The following is a 14,991-nucleotide window of genomic DNA, read 5'->3' as shown; positions in this document are numbered from 1 at the left end:
GCGGGACGCGAACTCACCTCCGAAGAGATTTTAGACATCTTCGAGAAAACCTATTTCGGTGAACCGCATGACATCGAGTTTGTCGATTATTCGGTTCTCTCGGAGAGTGCAAAAGAGCACTCCGCCAAATGTGTGTTGGAATACACCCATAACGGCAAAGTGATCCGAAGCGAAGGGCAGGGGAACGGTCCGATCGATGCGTGCAAAAATGCGTTGATGGTGGAGTATTCCCATAACTTTAAAATCCTCTCGTACAGCGAGCACTCACGCGGAGAGCTTTCCAGTGCCGAAGCGGTTGCCTACATCGAGATTCAGACGGAGAGTTTGGATAAATTTTTCGGGGTAGGGTGTGATAACGATATTACCGTTGCGTCGATCAAAGCGATGTTTAGTGCCCTTAATCGGGCGTTTTCGTAACTTGTTTCTTGATTCCTGCTTATGCGGGAGTCGTTCTAATTCCTCTTTAACGCCTTCTTTGTTATAATCGCGCAATTTTATCCAAATGAGAGTATGACTATGATGGATGTCCGCGAAGCCTTTTTGGCCTTTTTTGAATCAAAACAACACGCACGGGTTCCGAGTTCTCCCCTCGTTCCTGATGATGCAACCCTCCTTTTTACTAATGCGGGGATGGTTCCGTTTAAGTCAATTTTTACGGGCGATATCCCTATCCCTGCCAATCCGCGTGCGACCAGTGCACAGACATGTATTCGCGCAGGGGGCAAGCATAATGACCTAGAGAATGTCGGTCATACAGCGCGTCACCATACGTTTTTCGAGATGCTCGGGAACTTCAGTTTCGGTGATTATTTCAAAGAAGAAGCGATTGCCCATGCGTGGGAATTTGTGACCGAAGTGATGAAACTCCCTGTTGATAAACTTTGGGTTACCGTCCATGAGAGCGATGATGAAGCCGAAGAGATTTGGAAGAAACATATTGCGGCAGATCGCATTATGCGTTTGGGAGACAAAGACAATTTTTGGCAGATGGGAGATACCGGACCGTGCGGACCGTGTTCGGAAATCTTCGTCGATCAGGGTGCGGAACATTTTAACGGCCCAGAGGATTATATGGGGGGAGACGGGGATCGTTTCCTCGAAATTTGGAACCTCGTATTTATGCAGTATGAGCGTAACGCCAAAGGTGAATTAAAACCTCTTCCGAAACCGTCTATCGATACGGGGATGGGGCTGGAACGTGCGACTGCCGTACTCGAAGGGGCTTTGAGCAACTACGATTCGACCCTTTTTATGCCGATTATCCGTCGTGTTGAAGCTCTTATCGGTAAACCCTATACCTATGCAAGCGGTGCGTCGTACCGTGTTATCGCCGATCATATCCGTACGGTGACGTTCCTCCTCTCTCAGGGAACGAATTTCTCGAATGAAGGGCGCGGATACGTTCTTCGCCGTATTCTTCGCCGTGCGGTTCGTCACGGATACTTGCTCGGATTTACCAAACCGTTTATGTTTGAAGTAGCGGGAACCGTAGCGGAATTGATGGGGAAACAATACCCCTACATCGTCGAAAAACTAAACGTAGTCAAAGAGCAAATCATGCTTGAAGAGGAGCGTTTTTTCAAAACGATCGCTTCGGGGATCGAACTCTTTAACGAAGAGTTGAAAAACACCAAAGAGACCTTCAGCGGCGAAGTGGCGTTTAAACTTTACGATACCTTCGGATTCCCTCTCGATTTGACCGAAGATATGTTGAGGGAGAAACATCTTTCCCTCGATGTAGAGACGTTTGAGACATTAATGTCAGAGCAACGCAAACGGGCGAAAGCGGCCTGGAAAGGTTCGGGCGATGCGCACGTCGAGGGAGATTTTAAAACCCTCCTTGAGACGTTCGGCGTTAATACCTTTATCGGGTATGCCTACACGAAAGCTCCCGTTAAAATCCAAGCCCTTTTGGGTGAAAATTTCGAGCGGGTTGAACAGCTTCATGCCCATCAGCGCGGTTGGGTCCTTCTCGAAGAGACACCGTTTTATGCAGAGAGCGGCGGACAATCGGGAGATACCGGAACTCTGGGGGATAAAGCGACCGTTACGGAGACGAAAAAGTTTCACGGCTTGAACCTCTCCCATATCGAGACGAAAGCAACTCTTAGCATCGGTGAGACTATCGAAGCGGTTGTTGACCCTGAGCGTAACGAGATCGCGAAACACCATTCGGCAACCCACTTGCTCCATGCCGCGTTGTATGAACTTTTGGGGGAACATATTTCCCAAGCGGGTTCATTGGTCGAGCATAACCGTCTCCGTTTCGACTTCTCACACCCTAAAGCGATGTCTCATGAAGAGATCGCTCTCGTCGAAGAGAGAGTGAACTACCATATCTTCCATGCGCTGGAGGGGATGACTCGTGAAATGAGTATCGACGAAGCGAAAAAAAGCGGAGCCAAAGCGCAGTTCGGTGAAAAATACGGCGATACAGTACGTGTTGTTAATTTTGGAATGGCTTCGGTTGAGTTTTGCGGCGGTATCCACGTCGATAATACGGCAACCATCGGAACGTTTGTCATCGTAAAAGAGAGCGGAGTCAGTGCGGGAGTTCGACGTATCGAAGCGGTGTGCGGTAATGCCGCCTATAATCTCTTTAAACAACAGCGTCACCTTCTCGAAGAGGTGGAAGCATCGGTTAAAAACCGCGATGTATTGGCGGGGATTGAACGTCTTAAAGAGCAGGTGAAAACCCTAAAAACTGAAATGAGCACATTGGCGTCGAGTGCTAAAGAAGAACTTGCCGTTACGATGATGGGGAACACGGCGGTTGTCGTAGCCGAACTTACAGCGGGCGATATCAAAGAGCGTATCGATGAGCTTAAAAATCAGCACGATTCGGTTGCGGTGATTTTGTTCCAAATCAAAGAGGATAAAGTGCTCCTCGCGGCGGGTGCTAAAAATACGACTGTCAAAGCGGGGGATTGGATCAAAGCAATCGCACCTATCCTCGGCGGCGGCGGCGGCGGACGTCCGGACTTCGCCCAAGCGGGTGGAAAAGACGCTTCGAAACTCACTGAGGCCAAAGAGGCGGCATTGGCGTATGTCACGAAGGAATTGGCGGTATGAAAGAGTTCCTCGTGGAGACTTTTGCCCATCATCGTACTCTCATCGTTTTTTTACACGTCATCAGTGCCGTCATTTGGGTCGGTGGGATGATCGCTATCCGATTTGCAACACACCAGTCACTCGCACTCATTAGCGATCCAAAACTCCGTTTAGAGCGTGCGGCGCATACGCTGAAACGTCTTTTCACTATCGTAATGCCGTTTGTAATCCTCCTTATTATTACAGCGGTTTTAATGGCGGTCGGTCTCGGATTCCGCGCAGCGGCGATGGACCCTATGGGTAATGTCATCGATGAGTATGCGATGAGTATCTATAACACCGTTCATATCAAAGAGGCGATTTGGTTGATTATGGCCTTGAATTTGGGGGCTATGATGTGGCGCAGAGCAAAAGCGGAAAAAGCGCTTAAAGAGGGGAATCTCGAAAAAGCCAAAGAGATGCTTGGCCTTATCGCAAAATATATGGTTCCGGTCAATATTGCGCTGGGTGTTATCGCTATTTTTATCGGTGTGGTACTCCGAAACGCCTATTAAGCCATGATACGCCTAGCGTCCTCCTCCATCACCCGCGCCGAACTTCTCAAAGCGGCGGGTATCCCTTTTATCCAACAATCCATCGATTTCGATGAAGATTCCATTATTGCAACGTCCCCTAAAAATTTTGTTTACCAAGCGACACTCGGAAAATACAAAGTCAATTTGGAAAAATTCGGCTGCAGCGATTATCCCCTTTTGGTTGCTGATACCGTGGTTACGGCACAAGGGAAGATTTTACGCAAAGCGAAAGACGAAGCCGATGCAAGGATGATTTTAGAAACCCAAAGCGGCTCGGAAGTGGCTATTATTACTTGTATGATTTACAAGACTCCTCGCTTGGAATTAATAGATATCTCGTCGACGCACTATTTTTTCGACCAATTTGATCCACAAGAGGTTGAAAATTATCTCCGAAGCGGCGATTGGCGTGGTAAAGCAGGTGCGTGCATGGTAGAGGGGTTTTGCAAACCTTACATTCGCGAAGTGCGCGGTTACGAGAGCACTGCCATGGGGCTTTGTGTTGAAATTCTCCAACCTTTTCTATAGGAGGCTGCTATGAGATTTAGAGTTATCGTATTGATCGGATTATTGTTTGTCGGATGTGCAACGACACCGGTAACAAACCGTACACAGTTCATGATGATTTCGCCCGACCAAGAGATGGCTTTAGGAGTCAGTGAAGCACAAAAAGTGGTACAAAGCTCTAAAATAAGTACCGATAAAGTGCTTCAAGAGCGAATTAAACGGATCGGCCAGCGTATTGCGGCAGTGAGCGGGCGAAGCGATTTTGCATGGGAGTTTACGGTGATCGATGACGCAACTCCTAATGCCTTTTGTTTGCCGGGGGGGAAAGTCTTTTTTTACACGGGGATTTTGAAAATTACCGAAAATGAGGATCAGATCGCTACGGTGATGGGGCATGAGATTGCCCATGCCCTCGCACGTCACGGGGCAGAGAGGATGTCGATGCAAACGGTCAGTAATCTGGGTGCTCAGGTTTTAGCCGCGGCATTAAATGTCCCTCCGGAGTATCAAAACCTTTATGCGCAGGCGTACGGTATAACATCACAAGTCGGTCTTATTCTCCCATACAGCCGAAAGTTTGAGCATGAAGCGGATCAAATAGGTATTTATTTGATGTGGAGGGCGGGATATAACGCGTCACAAGCCCTCAAATTTTGGGAAAATATGGGACGTTTGTCGAAAGATTCCAAAAAAACACCTCCATTTTTATCAACTCATCCTGCCGATGATGAACGGATTCGAGAGATTCGTAACTACATAGCACAGCTCCCCTCTCAGCGATGAATAATCCCTACTCAAGCGAGTTAAACGCACTAAAGCGCTCAGGTCGCTATCGTGAGCGCCGTATTCGTGATGATTCTCTGCTCGATGCTGCATCGAACGATTATTTGGGACTGGCGCATAATAAAGAACTTCATAGGAGGGCGTGCGAGACACTTACGCTCTATAGCGACCATGCCCCCAAAGCCTCGATGCTGGTCAACGGCTACCATCCAATCCATGCCGCCTTTGAAGAGGCATTGTGTCGCGCCAACGGATTTGAGGCGGGGATTGTGATGGGAAGCGGATTTAACGCCAACATCGGTCTTATTGAAGCCCTTGTCCGTAAGGGGGATGTTCTTCTGATGGATGAGGAGTATCACGCCAGCGGTGTTGCAGGCTCACGTATGTGTGAGGGGGAGGTGATTTTTTTCCCCCATAATGATCCATTCGCTTTGAAAACAGAGCTTGAACGGGCGCAGGGGAAACGGGTTATTGTCGCGGTAGAGGGGATATACTCAATGGGGGGCGATCTTGTTCCTCGAGAGATTATCGAACTTGCCATAGAGCATGAGGCGATTTTGATTTTGGATGAAGCCCATAGCAGCGGTGTGATCGGTGAGCATTTGATGGGGATTCTTGATTATTATGGTATTGCGCCGACTTCGCTGATGATTAAAATGGGGACGCTGGGGAAAGCGTACGGGAGTTTCGGTGCGTATGTCCTCTCTTCTACCCATATCAGCGAGTATTTGATCAATCGTGCTAAAAATGTGATCTATGCCACCGCACCGTCGCTGTACGATACGGCACTAGCCCATTACGCATTGATTTATATACAAACCCATGCGATAGGGTTGCGTGAAGAGATAGCGGCACGGCAGAAAATCGTGAAAGAGATACTGGGAATCACGTGTGCGGGATTGATTGTTCCGATAGAAATCGGGGATAATCGCGAAGTGATGCGGTTGCAAGAGCAGCTTAAAAATGAGATGGGAATCCATGTCGGAGCGATTCGCCAGCCGACGGTGAAAAAAGCGATCCTCCGTCTTATTGCACGGTTGGATATCGAGAGGGCAGTTCTAGCTCAGGCGTGTGAGCGTTTAACACAGATTTGGGTAAAATAGTACTATGAATACGATTCATATCGATCGGCTCAAAATCGCCCTTGGAGATAGAGTGCTGGTGGATATCTCTTTTGATATTCGTCGTTCATTGGCATTGGTCGGACAAAGCGGAAGCGGTAAATCGTTGACACTCAAAGCCCTTTTGGGACTTTTGGAGCCATCATTAGAGATTAGTATCGAGAAACGATCCGATTTTGAGTGGAAGCGGGGGGTATCCCTCTCGTTAGTTCCTCAAAATCCGTTTACGGCACTCTCCCCGCTTACACGGATTAAAGACCAAATGTTTTTAACGCGTGAGAGACAAAGTGAACTGTTTGCTCTGTTGGGTTTGGAAGAATCGCTTTTGGAACGGTTTCCCCCTGAACTCTCAGGTGGACAGCTTCAGAGGGTTGTAGTGGCGATCGCTTTAGGATCAAACCCGAAGCTTTTGTTGCTCGATGAGCCGACTACGGCACTTGATCCTGAGTCAAAAGAGGCTATGATTGCGTTGTTAAAAACATTGCAGGAGAGAATGGGCTTTTCCATGTTGTTTGTTACGCATGATATGAGTGTGGCATCGGCATTATGTGAAGATATTTGTATCCTCCGTGAGGGTCGTGTGATCGAAGCGGGAAAAACCACGGATGTAATTACTCACCCCAAAGAGGGGTACACTCAAGCGCTGATAGACGCTGAATTTAAAACCAGAGGATTTAGAAATTGATCAACTCCTATGACGAAGTACCGCTACGGACAAAAATGAGAAAATATATGCTCATAGGGCTCGGAATTATCGTGATGATTCCCGTCGTTTTTTTAGGGTACCTTATTTATTCTTTCGAGTATGAAACACAAAAACTGATCAAATATCAGCCCCGTTTGACAACGGAGGTCTACGATCGTAACGGGAATAAAATTGCCAACCTTTTTAGTGACGAGCACCGATATTACGTCTCGTATGAAAACATCCCTCCTCGGTTGATTGAAGCTCTTTTGGCGATCGAAGATACGATGTTTTTCGAACATGGCGGGGTGAATCCCGATGCGATTATGCGGGCGATCATCAAAGACGTCAGTGCAGGGAAACTCAAAGAGGGGGCGAGTACGATTACTCAGCAGCTGGTTAAAAATACCCTGCTCAATCGTGAGAAAAAATTCTCCCGTAAATTTAAAGAGGTGCTCTACGCTATCCGTATTGAACAAGAACTCTCCAAAGAGCAGATTTTAGAGCGTTATTTCAACGAAATCTATTTGGGACACGGATATTACGGGATCAAAACGGCATCGGACGGCTATTTTCGCAAACCTCTCAAAGAGTTAACCCTAAAAGAGATTGCAATGCTTGTCGGTCTTCCGAAAGCCCCTAATTTTTATTCCCCGACCCGAAATTATGAGTTAAGTCTAGGACGGGCAAATCGTGTTATCGGACGGATGTATGAACTGGGATGGATCGATCAGGAAACGTATGAAAAAGCGACCCAAGAGCGGCCGAAAGTTTACAATGATACCCTCAGCAAAAACTCGGGTCCCTATATTATCGATGAGGTAATGCGTCAGCTCGGCGATGCATTCCCCGATATTCGCAGCGGCGGATACAAGATTTATACCACTATTGATATGCGATTGCAAGAAGCGGGATACAAAGCGCTTCAATCGGGTCGTGATGAAATTTTGAAGCGGGCGCAGGAAGCGGGTGATTTGGATGAGAATATGCAGCGTCAGCTCAACGGCGCCCTTATCAGTCTAAATCCTCATACGGGAGAAATCTTGGCGATGGTGGGAGGGTATGATTATGCCCTCAGCCCTTACAACCGTGTGACGCAGGCAAAACGCCAACCGGGGTCGGCCTTTAAACCCTTTATCTATCAAGTAGCGCTCGATAGCGGCATGTCTCCCTCTTCGATGGTCCCCGATATTGCCCGTACCTATACGTATGCGGGGGATGACGGTGAAGAGAAATCGTGGCAGCCGAAAAACTATAAAAACGAATACAAAGGGATGGTCACGATCCGAGATGCACTGACCCACTCCCGTAACTTAGCGACAATCAACATGGTAAGCGATATGGGATTTGGAAAAATCACCGACGGATTGAGACGCTACGGAATTGTTGAAAATCTCCCACCTGACCTCTCTATCGCTTTGGGTACTATCTCTATTTCTCCGATCGATTTAGCGAAATATTATACGATGTTTGCCAGCGGAGGAGCCTTGACGAATCCGATGTTAGTACGTCAAGTGATCACCCCAAAAGGGGAGACGATCCAGTATGAAAACAAAAGCCGTCAAGTCAACACGCCGCAGCAGATCTACCTGATGACCTCAATTTTGAAAGATGTCGTGAGTCACGGAACCGGAACAGGGGCACGTGTGGGCGGGATAGAGATTGCCGGTAAAACGGGAACCACCAATAAAAACGTCGATGCATGGTTTGTCGGCTATTCTCCGACGGTAGAGACGGTCGTATGGTTCGGGCATGACAACAACACTCCGATGCGCCGAAGTGAAACAGGGGGGCGTGCCGCAGGGCCGGTATTCCGTTATTACTATGAAGATATGTTGCGCATTTATCCAAATACCAAACGTTATTTTGATGTGCCGGCAGGAGTCTATGTGGGCTCATCAAGCGATCAAAATTCGAGTGAAACGTTTACCGACACCTCAGTAGCTCCGGATGCAACGCAAGAAGAGGCACCGAAAACCGAAGAAAAACTACTATTTTAACCTTTTTTCTTTGTGGCAGATGAGAGATAAAACCATACCGCTCCTCCGATAACGAAGAGCATAACGGGAGCGAGATAGGGCTTATCGGCTACCATATCGTATCCCTTGATAAGCGCTCCTCCGAAAAGATAACTTCCCCCCCCGACGACGACGGCCCAGATGAGAGCTCCGATGGCATTGTAGGCACTGAATTTCCAAAAATCGTACTTGGTTAATCCGATGGCTAAAGGGACAAGCGTTTTAAGCCCGTAGATAAACTTTTTAACGACGATGATCCAAGAGCCGTTTCGTTTGAGCAGGAGATGAGAAAAGGCGAGTTTTCGACGGTGCTTTTTAAAATACTCCATCATTTCACGCTTATGGTATCGAGACATATAAAACATCAACGAATCCCCGATAAAATTGGCGATCATAGCGATCGTAATAGAGAGGGAAATATCCATTTTCCCCATAAAACTGAGAACTCCCGCACCCAAAAGGGCAACGAATCCCCCTCCGAGTGAGTAGAGGAATAAAACGATATATCCATAGGTCGAGAGATTGGTGAGCATGTCATCCATAAATTAGAGTTTCCTTATTTTGGCTATTTCATCGCGTAGGCGTGCCGCTTCTTCGAATTCGAGTTTTTTAGCGGCCTCTCTCATTTTGAGATTCAGCTCTTCGATCAGTTTTTTCCGCTCAGCGGCAGGGAGTGTTTTCGCTTTTTTGGAGCGGTTGTATAGATCGCCGACATCTTCGAGTTTGAGATTCTCATCAAGCGAGCGTTTGGTGGTGGTTGGGGTAATGCCGTGTTCGGTGTTATACGCCTCTTGGGTTTCCCGTCGTGCCGTTGTTTTGGCGATCGCCCGCTCCATCGATCCGGTAATCTTTTGCGCATACAAAATAACCCGTCCGTGTTCATTCCGCGCGGCGCGTCCGATGGTTTGAATGAGTGCGGTTTCGGAGCGGAGAAATCCCTCTTTGTCGGCATCTAAAATCGCGACAAGACTCACTTCGGGAAGGTCAAGCCCCTCACGGAGGAGATTGATCCCGATAAGGACATCGAAATCCCCGACACGAAGTCCACGGATAATCTGATTGCGCTCGATAGCGTCGATCTCGGAGTGCATATATTGCACCTTTATCCCCAAATCGGCGAGGTATTTGGTGAGGGCTTCGGCCATTTTTTTGGTGAGTACGGTGACGAGGACACGATCCCCAAGAGCCACCGTTTTTTTAATCTCATCGTGCAAATCTTCGACCTGATTTTCACTCGGTTTGATTGTGATAATCGGATCGAGCAATCCGGTAGGGCGGATGATTTGGTGGGCGATCGTGGTGCTGATATCGAGTTCTTGCGCCGATGGGGTTGCGGAGACGAACATATAATGGGGCGCTTTGTTCATAAATTCATCGATCATCAGAGGACGGTTGTCGAGGGCACTCGGGAGGCGGAATCCGTAATCGACGAGTACCTCTTTACGGCTTCGATCCCCCGCAAACATCCCCCGAAATTGCGGCAAACTCACATGGCTCTCATCGACGATAATGAGAAACTTATCGTGGTGAAGGGTGAAATAGTCGAGCAATGTATAGGGGGCTTCTCCCGGGAGTTTATCGGTGAGATGGCGGGAGTAGTTTTCGACCCCCTTACACATCCCCGTCGCCTGCAACATTTCGAGGTCAAATTCACATCGCTGTTTGAGCCGCTGTGCTTCGACGATTTTCCCTTGTTTATCGAGCTCGTTCAGCCGTTCCCCGAGTTCATCTTCGATCCGCTTGATCGCGCGGGAGAGTTTCTCTTGACCGACGGCAAATTGGCTGGTAGCGTAGATCGTGACCGTTTCTTGTTTTTCGGTCATCGTGTTACTCAGGGGCTCAAAAAAGGTTAAGCGCTCCACTTCATCCCCGAAAAATTCGATCCGAACTGCTTGATCCTGCCAATAGGGGGGATAGATATCGACCACTTCGCCGTTCACCCGAAAGTGACCGCCCTCGAAATAGGTGTCGTTTCGGGCGTATCCCATCTCGACGAGACGTAGAAGGAGCTTTTTTTGGTTGATCTCATCACCGATAGCGATCACCTGCACCATCTTCTCATACTCTTCCGGATCACCGAGCCCGTAGTTAGCAGAGACGGAGGCGACCACGATAACATCATCATAGCTGAGGAGATTCGCGGTGGCAGAGAGGCGAAGCCGTTCCAACTCATCATTGATCGAGCTGTCTTTTTCGATAAACAAATCTTGGCGGGGGATGTAGGCTTCGGGTTGATAGTAATCGTAGTAACTGATGAAATACTCGACATGGTTTTCAGGGAAAAACGAGCGAAATTCACTGTAGAGCTGTGCCGCGAGGGTTTTATTATGGGTCATAATGATCGTCGGAAGCTGTACGCTCTCGATCACCTTCGCCATCGTGTAGGTTTTACCGCTACCCGTTACCCCCTCAAGGGAAACATAGCGTTCACCGTTTTTAATGCCCGATGCGAGAGCATCGATAGCAACGGGCTGATCGCCGGCAGGTTGATAGGGGGTATGGACTTTAAAAATCGGCAATGAGTGACCCTATGATAAATATTCGAAATTATAGCGCAAATGCTGTTTTTCATTATGGATGAGCACCTATAGACTGCTGAGTTAAGGTGAGTTTTTGAATTACCCCTAATGCTTAACTTTTTTTCGAATTTTTGTCGTTGCGTTTTTCTTTTAACGTTTTGGTCGGTGCTTTTTTAACCGCTTTTTTTGAATCTTGACCTTTTGCCATAATATCCCCTTTTTTAGATGTGTTAATCGTATAACTCTCCACACATAGTATACGACTTATACTTAAAAGGCAGTGGCAACTCAGAGGGATTTGGCTAATCCTTTTGGAAGTTCGATCCAAAAGTATGAACTTAATTCATTATTGTAGATTTAGATTCTATACTACCCTTGTAAAATGGTACACAGTTACCTTCAAAAAGGAATAATGGTGCGAATACTCTATTTTCTGATGGCTGCGTGTGCATTGAACGCCCAGACATCGCTTCCGTCTCTAATCGATTCTGCACAAAAAAACGGGCGCATCGAGAGTTATGCACACCAATCCAGTGCTGCAAAGCTGGGGTATGATGCGGCTAAATACTCTTATTTTCCGCGAATCGACGGATTCGGCAATGCCTCTTTTGTCGATCATACGGGCGGGTTTGATGCGAAGCAGACCTACAGCGCAGGATTTAGAGGAGAGTTTATCGTCTATGACGGTTCTCGGAGAGAGAATCTTTTGGATCAAAACAAAGCACTCGAAAATGCCGCCCAACATACCCTCTACGGTGCCAAAAAAGAGCTTTCGCTCGATGTTATACAGCGCTATTTTGAACTCCAAAATACGCGAGATGAGATCAAGACCTATCGAACAATGTCAGAGCAGCTTGAGGGGCAACTGGAGCGTTTGGAGATGTTTAAACGCGCAGGGCTTGCGAGTGAAGATGCCCTTATGCGCCTACGCTCGGAAGTCTCGAATGCCCGCTACGGTATTGAAGATTTAGAGTATCGTGCGGAACGCCAAAAAAGGGAGTTGGAGACGATTACGAATCAAACGATAACCGAGCTTGAATCTTCCGAAGTGCTTCCCCCCCAAGAGGTGCAGATGCAAGAGTTGGATAAGCTCAATGCGCTGAAATACACCCGCGATGCCAAAGTGCATGAAGCAAAGCAAAAAGATGCCTCCAATCTTCCGACGATCAAGCTGGAAGATCAGTACAGTTTTTACGATTATAAAAATGATCCGATTGCCCAGATGCGTGTCGATACCCAAAATAAAGTTATCGCTTCACTCAGTATGAATTTGGTTGATTTTTCGGCTGCATCGACAGCGAAACAAGCACTGATGGCACAAGCACAGGCACAAAGCAGCGAATTGGCCTACGCTGCCAAAGAGGTGGAACATAACCGTCTCTTGGCCGGCCGTTACATTGAGCGCACCCGTATTTTGATCGATAGTTCGGAAAAAACCTATGATGCGGCGACGAAAACCTTTGATGCGGTCAAAAAGAAGTATGAGGCGCGAATCGTCGATTACGTCACCTACCTCGATGCCCTTCATACCCTCACCGATGCCACCAACCAGCTTAGCCGTGCAAAACGGACGCTCTATTATGCCTACGCGGCCTATTATTTTTATGCGGGACTCGATCCCAAGGAGTTTGTACGATGATCAAAACACTATGGATAGCACTTTTACTCACCGCTTCGCTGATGGGGGAAGAGATTTATGCCACGTTTGATGTCGTTGCGCGTAAAGAGGCGAATCTGAATCTGACGACGCAGGGGATTGTTAAACACCTGAATGTCGATGTCGGAAGTCGTGTTAAACAAGGGGCGGTTTTGCTCGAAATCGATAATGATGATCTCGTTGCCGGTATCGATCTCGCACGTGAGAAGCTCAAAAAAGCAAAAATAGAAGAGGAGTTTGCCCGATTGACGTATGAGCGTTACACTCAGGTGAAGAGTGTGATTGATGCGGAGTTGATGGATCAGCACACCCTCGCGTATAAAAAAGCCTCTGCTACGACCTCCGAGGCCAAAGCCTCTTTGCGCTATCAGGAGACATTGCTGGAAAAGACACGTCTTCGTGCCCCTTTTAGCGGTATTATCGCCAGCCGTAACATTGAACTAGGCGACAGTGTCGTAGGGGCATCCTCTCTATTTCGTCTGATCAGTTCGCCGGAGGTAAAACTGATTTTGAATTTTGACGAGAAGTATCTCCACTCTCTCAAAGTCGGTTCCAAAGTCCGTTACCGAGTCGATGGACAGGGCAAAGAGAGGCTCGGGTCTATTTCAAAAATCTACCCTTCGGTCAATGCGAAAAACAGAAAAGCGACGGCGGAAGTGTTGAGTACGAATATCGCTCCGGGGCTTTTTGGTGAAGCCTATATCCTTGGAAAATAAAAATGCGCATTTGGGCATTCTGCCGAAGAAAACCCAGTGTTAACGTAGCTGAGGGAGCTTTGCTTCTCAGCGTTAAGGAATAAATATGTACAAATTTGCCATTAATCGTCCTATTACCACACTGATGCTCGTCATGAGTCTCATTGTGTTCGGGATAATGTCGTTTCGTTCGATGCCCGTTGCCCTGTTCCCTAATATTGATTTTCCGATTGTGACGATTCAGACCGCGTATCCGGGCGCCGATCCTGAGAGTGTTGAGTCCAAAGTAACCGATAAGATCGAAGAGGCGGTATCAGGGATTGATGGGATAGACAAACTCATCTCCACCAGCTATGACGGGCTGAGCGTGGTCACCGTACAGTTTGAACTCACCAAAGATATCGAAGAGGCGGCGAACGATGTCCGTGATAAGATCGGAACGCTCAACCTTGATACGGAGGTCGAATCCCCATCCGTTCAAAAAGTAAGTGCGTCGGGGGCGGCCTCTATCAAACTCTTCATTACCACAGAACATGGTGATCAGATCGCGCTGATGCGTTTTGCCGATGAGCAGATCAAGCCTCGCCTTCAACGCATTCAAGGGGTAGCCAAAATTGATATCGTCGGCTATCGGGATCGCGAAATACGGATCTTTACCGATCCCTTCCTTCTCAATAAATACGGTATCTCTTCGGATGTTCTCCAATCACGTATCAATGCCGAAAATGTCCGATCAGGTGGGGGTAAACTCATTTCTGCGAATAACGAGCTGATCCTAAAAACACGCTCCGATGCTACGAGTGTGGAGCAGTTGAAGAGCCTTAGTATTGCTCCGGGGGTACGCTTGAGCGATATCGCACGGGTGGAAGACGGCCTCAAAGATACGACAAGCTACTCCTCGTATAACGGAAAAGAGGGGGTGTTGCTGGAAGTTCAAAAGATTGCCGGATCGAACGATCTTGAAGTGATTGAGGGGGTCAAAAAGAGACTTCCCTCCCTTGCAACGCTTGCCGGAAAATCATACTCCTTGACACTGGTGGAAGATCAGTCGGAGAAAATCCTTATCAACATCGATAATGTCAAATTTGATCTTCTCTACGGGTCTATACTGGCGGTGCTGATCGTTTTTTTCTTCCTCCGCAACCTTACCGCTACGATTATCTCGGCAATCGCTATCCCCACCTCCATTATCGGAACCTTCGGACTGATCGATTATCTGGGGTACGATCTCAACCGTCTTACCCTTATCGGTTTGACCTTGGCGATCGGTATTTTTATCGATGATGCGATTGTCGTTATCGAAAATATCTCCAAAAAAATGGAACACGGGATGGAACCTTTGGAGGCCTCTTTCGAGGGGGTGAGAGAGATCTCTTTCTC

The 14,991-nt window shown here is 47.8% G+C and carries 13 protein-coding genes; 11 read left to right on the top strand and 2 right to left on the bottom strand.

Annotation, left to right across the window (positions count from 1 at the left end):
- The 8 genes from A2517_RS11515 to A2517_RS11480 form a co-directional block, all read left to right on the top strand.
- On the top strand, nt 1-417 hold a 417-nt coding region (locus A2517_RS11515), incomplete at its 5' end, for an alpha-isopropylmalate synthase regulatory domain-containing protein (RefSeq protein ID WP_294897186.1).
- A 102-nt stretch (nt 418-519) separates the two neighbouring features.
- Nucleotides 520-3,072: an alanine--tRNA ligase gene (gene alaS, locus A2517_RS11510; RefSeq protein ID WP_294897188.1), complete on the top strand. Its 2,553-nt coding sequence runs from the start codon at nt 520-522 to the stop codon at nt 3,070-3,072.
- A complete protein-coding gene (locus tag A2517_RS11505) occupies nt 3,069-3,605 on the top strand; it encodes a hypothetical protein (RefSeq protein ID WP_294897184.1) in 537 nt (178 codons plus the stop codon). The genes alaS and A2517_RS11505 overlap by 4 nt, the downstream gene beginning before the upstream one ends.
- Nucleotides 3,606-3,608: 3 nt before the next feature.
- Nucleotides 3,609-4,154 (top strand): septum formation inhibitor Maf, encoded by a 546-nt coding sequence (maf, locus tag A2517_RS11500; RefSeq protein WP_294897182.1) that lies wholly within the window; start codon nt 3,609-3,611, stop codon nt 4,152-4,154.
- 9 nt (nt 4,155-4,163) lie between these two features.
- Nucleotides 4,164-4,916, top strand: a complete 753-nt coding sequence (locus A2517_RS11495; protein WP_294897180.1) for a M48 family metallopeptidase — start codon at nt 4,164-4,166, stop codon at nt 4,914-4,916.
- Nucleotides 4,913-6,019, top strand: a complete 1,107-nt coding sequence (locus tag A2517_RS11490) for a pyridoxal phosphate-dependent aminotransferase family protein (protein WP_294897179.1) — start codon at nt 4,913-4,915, stop codon at nt 6,017-6,019. Before A2517_RS11495 ends, A2517_RS11490 begins: the two co-directional genes overlap by 4 nt.
- A gap of 4 nt (nt 6,020-6,023) precedes the next feature.
- Nucleotides 6,024-6,722 (top strand): ATP-binding cassette domain-containing protein, encoded by a 699-nt coding sequence (locus A2517_RS11485; RefSeq protein WP_294897176.1) that lies wholly within the window; start codon nt 6,024-6,026, stop codon nt 6,720-6,722.
- Nucleotides 6,719-8,722, top strand: coding sequence for a penicillin-binding protein 1A (locus A2517_RS11480; RefSeq protein WP_294897174.1), 2,004 nt, complete (start codon nt 6,719-6,721; stop codon nt 8,720-8,722). Before A2517_RS11485 ends, A2517_RS11480 begins: the two co-directional genes overlap by 4 nt.
- Here the strand turns inward: A2517_RS11480 and A2517_RS11475 are convergent.
- Both A2517_RS11475 and uvrB read right to left on the bottom strand, forming a co-directional pair.
- Nucleotides 8,719-9,282 (bottom strand): DedA family protein, encoded by a 564-nt coding sequence (locus A2517_RS11475; protein ID WP_294897171.1) that lies wholly within the window; start codon nt 9,280-9,282, stop codon nt 8,719-8,721. The genes A2517_RS11480 and A2517_RS11475 overlap by 4 nt on opposite strands.
- Nucleotides 9,283-9,285: 3 nt before the next feature.
- Entirely contained in the window at nt 9,286-11,259 is a 1,974-nt protein-coding gene (gene uvrB / locus A2517_RS11470; RefSeq protein ID WP_294897169.1) for an excinuclease ABC subunit UvrB, read from the bottom strand.
- Nucleotides 11,260-11,641: 382 nt separating this feature from the next.
- On the opposite strand from uvrB, the gene A2517_RS11465 reads away from it, so the two are divergent.
- The 3 genes from A2517_RS11465 to A2517_RS11455 all read left to right on the top strand — a co-directional run.
- Nucleotides 11,642-12,898 carry a TolC family protein gene (locus A2517_RS11465; protein ID WP_294897167.1) on the top strand — a complete coding sequence of 419 codons (1,257 nt, stop codon included), beginning with the start codon at nt 11,642-11,644 and terminating at the stop codon, nt 12,896-12,898.
- Nucleotides 12,895-13,632 (top strand): efflux RND transporter periplasmic adaptor subunit, encoded by a 738-nt coding sequence (locus A2517_RS11460; protein ID WP_294897165.1) that lies wholly within the window; start codon nt 12,895-12,897, stop codon nt 13,630-13,632. Before A2517_RS11465 ends, A2517_RS11460 begins: the two co-directional genes overlap by 4 nt.
- 85 nt (nt 13,633-13,717) lie before the next feature.
- Nucleotides 13,718-14,991 (top strand): efflux RND transporter permease subunit (locus A2517_RS11455; protein ID WP_294897163.1); only part of this gene is annotated, 1,274 nt, incomplete at its 3' end.

Source organism: Sulfuricurvum sp. RIFOXYD12_FULL_44_77 (genome assembly GCF_001830725.1).
Classification (GTDB): domain Bacteria; phylum Campylobacterota; class Campylobacteria; order Campylobacterales; family Sulfurimonadaceae; genus Sulfuricurvum; species Sulfuricurvum kujiense_A.
The sequence above is the reverse complement of the archived record's forward strand: the minus strand, read 5'-3'. Positions and strand labels throughout refer to the sequence as shown.

Coding starts and splice junctions, on each gene's coding strand:
- A2517_RS11490 (WP_294897179.1), top strand. CDS start 4,913: ATGAATAATCCCTACTCAAGCGAGTTAAACGCACTAAAGCGCTCAGGT.
- A2517_RS11505 (WP_294897184.1), top strand. CDS start 3,069: ATGAAAGAGTTCCTCGTGGAGACTTTTGCCCATCATCGTACTCTCATC.
- A2517_RS11475 (WP_294897171.1), bottom strand. CDS start 9,282: ATGGATGACATGCTCACCAATCTCTCGACCTATGGATATATCGTTTTA.
- A2517_RS11485 (WP_294897176.1), top strand. CDS start 6,024: ATGAATACGATTCATATCGATCGGCTCAAAATCGCCCTTGGAGATAGA.
- A2517_RS11460 (WP_294897165.1), top strand. CDS start 12,895: ATGATCAAAACACTATGGATAGCACTTTTACTCACCGCTTCGCTGATG.
- A2517_RS11465 (WP_294897167.1), top strand. CDS start 11,642: ATGGTACACAGTTACCTTCAAAAAGGAATAATGGTGCGAATACTCTAT.
- A2517_RS11495 (WP_294897180.1), top strand. CDS start 4,164: ATGAGATTTAGAGTTATCGTATTGATCGGATTATTGTTTGTCGGATGT.
- alaS (WP_294897188.1), top strand. CDS start 520: ATGGATGTCCGCGAAGCCTTTTTGGCCTTTTTTGAATCAAAACAACAC.
- maf (WP_294897182.1), top strand. CDS start 3,609: ATGATACGCCTAGCGTCCTCCTCCATCACCCGCGCCGAACTTCTCAAA.